The organism is Psychromonas arctica DSM 14288, from assembly GCF_000482725.1.
Taxonomy (GTDB): domain Bacteria; phylum Pseudomonadota; class Gammaproteobacteria; order Enterobacterales; family Psychromonadaceae; genus Psychromonas; species Psychromonas arctica.
Map to the genome: position 1 here is coordinate 1 of NZ_AXWP01000088.1, position 6,520 is coordinate 6,520.

3 protein-coding genes and 2 pseudogenes are annotated in these 6,520 nt (G+C 33.8%); all 5 read right to left on the minus strand.

The features are described from left to right. A pseudogene (locus tag H592_RS0111125) lies at positions 1 to 297 on the minus strand (IS110 family transposase); the annotation flags it as partial. A gap of 119 nt (positions 298 to 416) precedes the next feature. Then, complete coding sequence (locus H592_RS0111130; protein ID WP_028868850.1) at positions 417 to 1,124, minus strand: IS6 family transposase; 708 nt, start codon at positions 1,122 to 1,124, stop codon at positions 417 to 419. Between the two features lie 491 nt (positions 1,125 to 1,615). After that, on the minus strand, positions 1,616 to 4,408 hold the full coding sequence (locus H592_RS0111135; protein WP_028868851.1) for an EAL domain-containing protein: 2,793 nt from the start codon (positions 4,406 to 4,408) through the stop codon (positions 1,616 to 1,618). A gap of 117 nt (positions 4,409 to 4,525) precedes the next feature. Further along, entirely contained in the window at positions 4,526 to 6,070 is a 1,545-nt protein-coding gene (locus H592_RS0111140; RefSeq protein ID WP_028868852.1) for a methyl-accepting chemotaxis protein, read from the minus strand. Positions 6,071 to 6,412: 342 nt separating this feature from the next. Then, positions 6,413 to 6,520, minus strand: a pseudogene (locus H592_RS23985) (IS110 family transposase); the annotation flags it as partial.

Here is a 6,520-nt window from a genome sequence, read left to right on the forward strand (position 1 = left end):
TGATGCTTGTATAATTGCAAGTGCATCATTTTTATCTGTTTTTTGGTTTTGTCTTATCGTTGATACCAATTGAGCTGAAATCAATAACGCCTTGTGACCCGCTTCAATTGCTTTTTGTTTCCAGTAATTAGACCCGCTACATGCCTCATAGATAATAGTTACAGGCTTTTGTTGAAATAACCAAAGTAAAAATTCATCAGATGTCATTTCAATATTTGAATGCACTTTTTTATTTGTATAAATACAAACTTGAATAACTCTTTTTGCTAAATCAACACCAACTATTGTACTATCCATTGAGGACTCCTTTAATATTTTGTGTGGTAACAATGATATTACTCTACACGCTAACGAAGGTGTAGAGGGAGTCCAATTATCTTATCGAGCAAAGCCGAGTAAATTTGGCTCAACACACCTTAATCTAAATTTTGGACACAACTAGCCCTATTCCATTCAAAAAAGGCGCGATCACGAAATTCACGGTAGTGCTTAGCTTGCATTAGATGACGTCCAAAACGAAACAGATTATTTACCACACCATGGCAACTCAAAAAACGTTGTGCTTGTCCTTGGGATTTAAACTTCCGCATTTGTCTTTCCTGTTGCCGAGTAGGCTGATGTGATAACTCACACCCATTGTTTTCATACTGGACTGTTGAGTGCTCAATACTTGGCATTAATTCTTTTTTTGCTACGGAGTAACTGGCTAATTTATCTGTCACAATCTTCAACGGCATCGCTCCCTGCCCTTTTAATAACCGCTTAAAGAAACGCATGGCAGCACTTTTATCCTTACGCTTTTGTACTAAAATATCTATTTCATCACCGTCTTGATCCACTGCTCGCCACAGGTAATGTAATACGCCATTTATTTTGATGAAAACCTCATCAAGGTACCAAGTATCACCAAGCTGACCGCGACTCTTTTTTATTTGGTTGCAGTAAATTGAGCCATACTTTTTACACCACTGACGAATAGTTTCATAACTGACAACGACACCTCTCGCTGCAAGTAACTCTTCGATATCACGAAAGCTGAGTGTAAAACGATGATAAAGCCAAACGGCATGGCTGATTATTTGGGCAGAATAGCGATAACCTGCGTAGATATTTGAATTTTTCATGCCGTGATTATCGCATGTTTGTTGAAAGTTGCCTTAACTTGACAGTACCCAGTAGAAGCATTAGATAAGAAAACAGCACAAGAGCTACAACAGTTTTATCATCATAATAGCTTTGAAGAACCTACTCATAACACAGCCATTAAAGCTAAATCGAAAGTTCAGGCGAAAGCTAGGACAATATTGAATGATAGCGGTGATCGTGAAGCGTGTTTAAATGATATAAAAACAGCAGTAGAAATTGAGCCAAAGACTACTTCAAATGCAGAGTACACACTCAAAGCCAATCCCAGAATAAACCCCAGCTTGCTTTTCGGCAAGTAATTTTAAATTCTTCGATTTAGAACAACCTTGACTCATTACTTATTGATTTTATTTTTATGTAATACGTAATTCAGACGTAAATAATAAAAATCATTGTTAAAGCTAACTAAATCAGCGTATAAAATCGGCATAAAGTGTTATTTAACTTATCATATACTTTATAGTTTTACTTATTCTGAAGATAAGTTAATTGTTTCTTTTGGTTGAGAAAATAGATAGCCTTGAGAATAATCAATGCCTAATTCGACAACGGTATTAAAAATAGATTCATTCTCAACAAATTCTGCAATGGTTTTAATGCCTTTATTTTTAGCAAAGTGCAATATACTCTCTACCGCCAACCTTTTATTTATATCTGTATCAATGTTTTGAATTAAAGAGCCGTCAATCTTTATGAAATCAATATCTAATTCCGCTAAATATGAAAAATTAGAGTAACCAGAACCAAAATCATCAATGGCAACTTTACAACCATATTGTTTTATTTTTTGAATAAATAGAACAACTTCTTCTAAATGCTCAATTCCTTCACTTTCAACAATTTCTACAATCAACCGTTCTCCACAATCGTGCTTTATTAGATTATCACGTAAAACACGCATTGTTTCTTTAGAATGGATATCACTAAACGCTAAGTTAATCGAAAACTCATAATCAAGGTTTGCAAATTTCTCAAAGCTCTTTGTTATCATTATTTGGGTTAAATATTGATAACTTTTAGCCTTTTTTGATTGTTCTAAAAAAAAGAAAGGAGAAAGTACGATGCCATTACTTTTAACCAAACGCATTAAAGATTCATACTTTACAATTTTTTTAGTTTTGTTATCAACAATTCCTTGGAAGTAGGGTACGATTCGATTATCTTTAATAGCCGATTTAATGGTATTGATTATATCTATATTACTTTTAATTTTGTGTTCTAAATTATGTTCATCATTAAAAAAGACTAATTTTTTCTGCGTGGATTTTGCTTCTTTTAAAGCAATATGAGCAAGTCTATAAATAATACTATTGTTACCAGAAGCCACACCAAAACTAACATCTATAGATATATTATGCCCATCAAGTTCACAGGCGTTTTCCGTTAACTGATTAATTATTATGGCTAATGACTTTTTTGAGTCTTTTATAGTTCTTTCTGGTCTAACAATAACAGCATAATCATCACCTGAAAGCCTAAAGATATTTTTATTGTTTTCAAAAAGCATTTTTAGCTTTAATGAGAATTTAACTAAGACCTGGTCACCAACATCATAACCAAAATAGTCATTTACCTCTGAAAAACGGTCTAAATTCATCAAGATTAAAACACTTTCTTTTTCTTCTTCAAGTTTATTTAAAAGCGCTTGTCGATTCTGAAGGCCCGTCAATGAATCAGTCATACTTTTTTTAATCACCTCATCTTTTTTAATGATGTCGGTAATATCTATTCTTATTGCTATATATTCAATAACATGTCCATTATCATCTAAAATAGGCGATATGACCGTTTTAACATAATAAGTATTTCCTGATTTTGAAAGATTTTGATAGGTACCTCGCCATATTTCTCCTCTTTTAATGGTAGTCCACATCGACTTAAATACACTATGAGGCGTAGTTGGGTGCCTAATAATATTATGGTTTTTCCCCATTAATTCTTGTTGAGAATAGCCCGAGATTTCACAAAACTTATCATTGGCATAAATGATAGTACCCTTTATATCCGTTTTAGACACAATACTACTTTCATCTAGGGCGGATTTGTATTGAGTTAAGAAGTTGATATTAGTATCAAGCTCTTTTTGTGTTGTATTGGCAAGATGCGTTAATGACTTAAGCATCGAGCTTTTAGTTGTTACCTCCAGTTTTTCTTGACTATTTATGGGAGTATTGATTTCTGAAAGAGAAAGTGTTGTTGTGGCAATATTTAAAAGCTGAGTTTTTTCTTTGGTATAAAAATATTCACCGTAGGTAAAAAAGCCAGTTGTTGGAGCAATATCTTCTATAAGTCCAAATTCATAATTTAAATGCTCTTTTAGAAATAAATCTCTAACAGAGCATGAGTAAATGTAAGTCGCCTCAACAGGTTTTTTACTTAATTCTAATTGAAGTCTAGGTGCTTTTGCCAAAATATCATCAAGGTTTCCAATCGCAAATTTTACTTTATCTCCCTTCTCAAAATGTCCTGCAAAAACAAACCCACCATCAGTAGTTTTACCCACCATTGACCTAGCAATAGTGATACCATTTTTGGTTTTTACTAAAGGAAATTCAATAGTACTTTGTGGAACATTTTTTACTGCGTCAGTACCAAGGTAATAAGAAAAAATATCGAGTATGGGTCTGTTGTCTATTTCATAGATGGTGTTCTTATCCACTTTTGTGATAGACATTTCCCTACCTATAGGAGTCCATTCAAGCGCATATTGATTTGATACAACTAAAGTATTACTCGTTAAGCTAGCAAGAACGATCCCCTCATCAAAAATTTGATTCCCTTTTATTACAAATGTTTTAGTAAACTCAAAGTTATCACCTGCACTTCCTCCAGCTAAAATCACCTCTTTATTTATTGAAGAAAAACCACCTAAAAAAGACTCAGGATCTCCGTTAAGTCCTTCACTAAATAATATGCATGCCTTTGTATCAGCTTGAATAACTTTGTTAGCCGCCTTTACACCACTTTCAAAGTTTGAAGTTGGAAAATAATAAGTGTCTAGTTTTACATTATCAAAGAGTGAAAATGAAATTAGGATACCTTTTCTTGAAATTACACCATTACATACTTCACCTGCTGTAGATGAGCCAATGATGTTAGATAAGGGCAGTTCTGTTGTTAATAGCTCTAAAATACCTTGAAGTTTACGTAAATTAAAATCACCACATAATACTTGTATAAATATTGTTTTATTTTTATTGAGTTTTTCAACAAACTGGCTAAGTTTTTCAATTGTAGTAAATCTATGGTTTAGTAACTTCATTTAGTAACCCACTCCATGCTCATATTATGATACTTATTGTTTACACCGATTCTTAGCTCTATAAAAATCAAGGCTGTCTTACATGTACCACTACGACTATTAAAAACTTTAATATTATTATTTAAATTGGGCAACTAAACTCTGTTGTTCATTTAATCGGTTTAAGAGGTTCTCACTCAGTCTTACGGCTTCTCTTCCATGCTCCTCACTTTCTGAAGACATATCACTTATTGAAACGATATTTTGATTCACCTGCTCTGTTACAACCGATTGCTCTTCTACTGACGTTGCAATTTGAGCATTAATATTAGCTAACTCTGCAATCTCATTATTTATTTGGTTTAATGCTTGCCCTGTTTCTTCTGCAAGCTTCACGCAATTCTGTGATAAATCACTTCCTTTATCCATCGCTTTGGTCGCTAATCCTGACTCTGTCTGAAGTTGGTTGAGTAATTTACCAATTTCTTCTGTCGATTGCTGAGATCTCATCGCTAATGCTCTAACTTCTTCGGCAACTACAGCAAACCCTCTTCCTTGTTCACCAGCTCTAGCTGCTTCTATTGCTGCATTTAAAGCGAGTAAATTGGTTTGGTCAGCTATACTGCTAATTTCACTTAATACTGTTTCAATTGATTTTGTGCCGTTAATTAAACGAGTAATGCTCGTTTCAACTTCAGTTAATTGTTGCGACAACTCAGTTATAGCATCAACGGTACTCGCAACTACTTTTTGACCATTACCGCTTATATCCAGTCCTTGTTGTGCCGCTTCAGATGCTTGTACTACCACTTGTGCTATTTCTTGTACTGTAGCCGACAGTTGAGTTATAGCCGTTGCGACTTGATCAGTTTCACATTTTTGTGTATTTAAAATCTCTGCAACATCTCTGCCTCTGTCAGCAGAATTTTTCGCAGTTTTAGTAATGGATTTAGAATCATCACTTACTCGACCTATAATAGCGTTAAGCTCTGCTTGTTTCATTTGTAATGCTAATGAAATAGAACCAATATCATCATTATTACCAGAATATAAATAACTCATTAAGTTATTGTCATAAATAGATTTGGCTTCAGAAACAGCGAGTTGATATTTTTTTCTCCAAAGACTGAACGTTACAGCGGTTATAGAAGAAACAATGATTAATGGAGCACTGAATAAATAATTTATGTTAGTAACAAAAAGTGCACCTAATGATAGTATCACCATAAGTATTAACATTAACTGCACCCAAAAAGTAATATCTGTGTGAGTTTTTATAACGTTTGGTGTTTTGTTAGCACTTAGTTGAGCATAAACATCATTTGCTCTATCAACCACAATTCGACTTGGACAGGTTCGAACAGATTGATACTCATAAACCTTACCTGCTGCATCTTTTATTGGAGTTACGAAAGCATTTACCCAGTAATAATCCCCGTTCTTACATCTATTTTTAACAGGTCCCATCCAAGACTTCCCAGACTGAATAAATGACCATAAATCTTTAAACGCTGCTTTGGGCATATCAGGATGGCGAACCATGTTATGCGGCTTACCTTTTAACTCTTCAAGCGTGTAACCCGCAATATCACAAAAGCTTTCATTTGCATATTTAATATGACTATTTACATCGGTTGTTGAAAGTAATATTTCAGATTCACCAAATAATTGTTCTTTACTCATTATTTTTCCTTTTACTATAATTATAAGGCTAAAATATACAGATGTACACTAGAACTATTTACATTAGCATAATCTAATGAGGTATTGAACTAGATATAAGCTATATAATTGAAGGATATTGTCAACTTATGTGGACTCCCCCTTGTCAACAACAAAGTGAATAATCAAAGAATTTAATGCGAACTTATGTACGAGCTCTAAATAGAGTAGCGAACCCTGGCTCTAGGATATTTTCGCGAGCATATAATCAAGATCTTATCGACGAGTTCAAGACTCTTAGTTGACAACTGATTTAATATGCTGATTTTTATCTTCGTTATTGCATTTTATTGTAGGACCTTGTTAAGCAGCCAATAACTCTGCTTTATATTCTGTTCCTTGGCTTAGCATTGCAAAAGCAGTTCTAACCGTTTTATTTGCCAAGGCAACCGCTGCACATTTTTTACCTTT

Excerpts from the sequence above, each read along its gene's own strand:
- H592_RS0111130 (WP_028868850.1), bottom strand. The coding sequence starts at position 1,124 with ATGAAAAATTCAAATATCTACGCAGGTTATCGCTATTCTGCCCAAATA.
- H592_RS0111135 (WP_028868851.1), bottom strand. The coding sequence starts at position 4,408 with ATGAAGTTACTAAACCATAGATTTACTACAATTGAAAAACTTAGCCAG.
- H592_RS0111140 (WP_028868852.1), bottom strand. The coding sequence starts at position 6,070 with ATGAGTAAAGAACAATTATTTGGTGAATCTGAAATATTACTTTCAACA.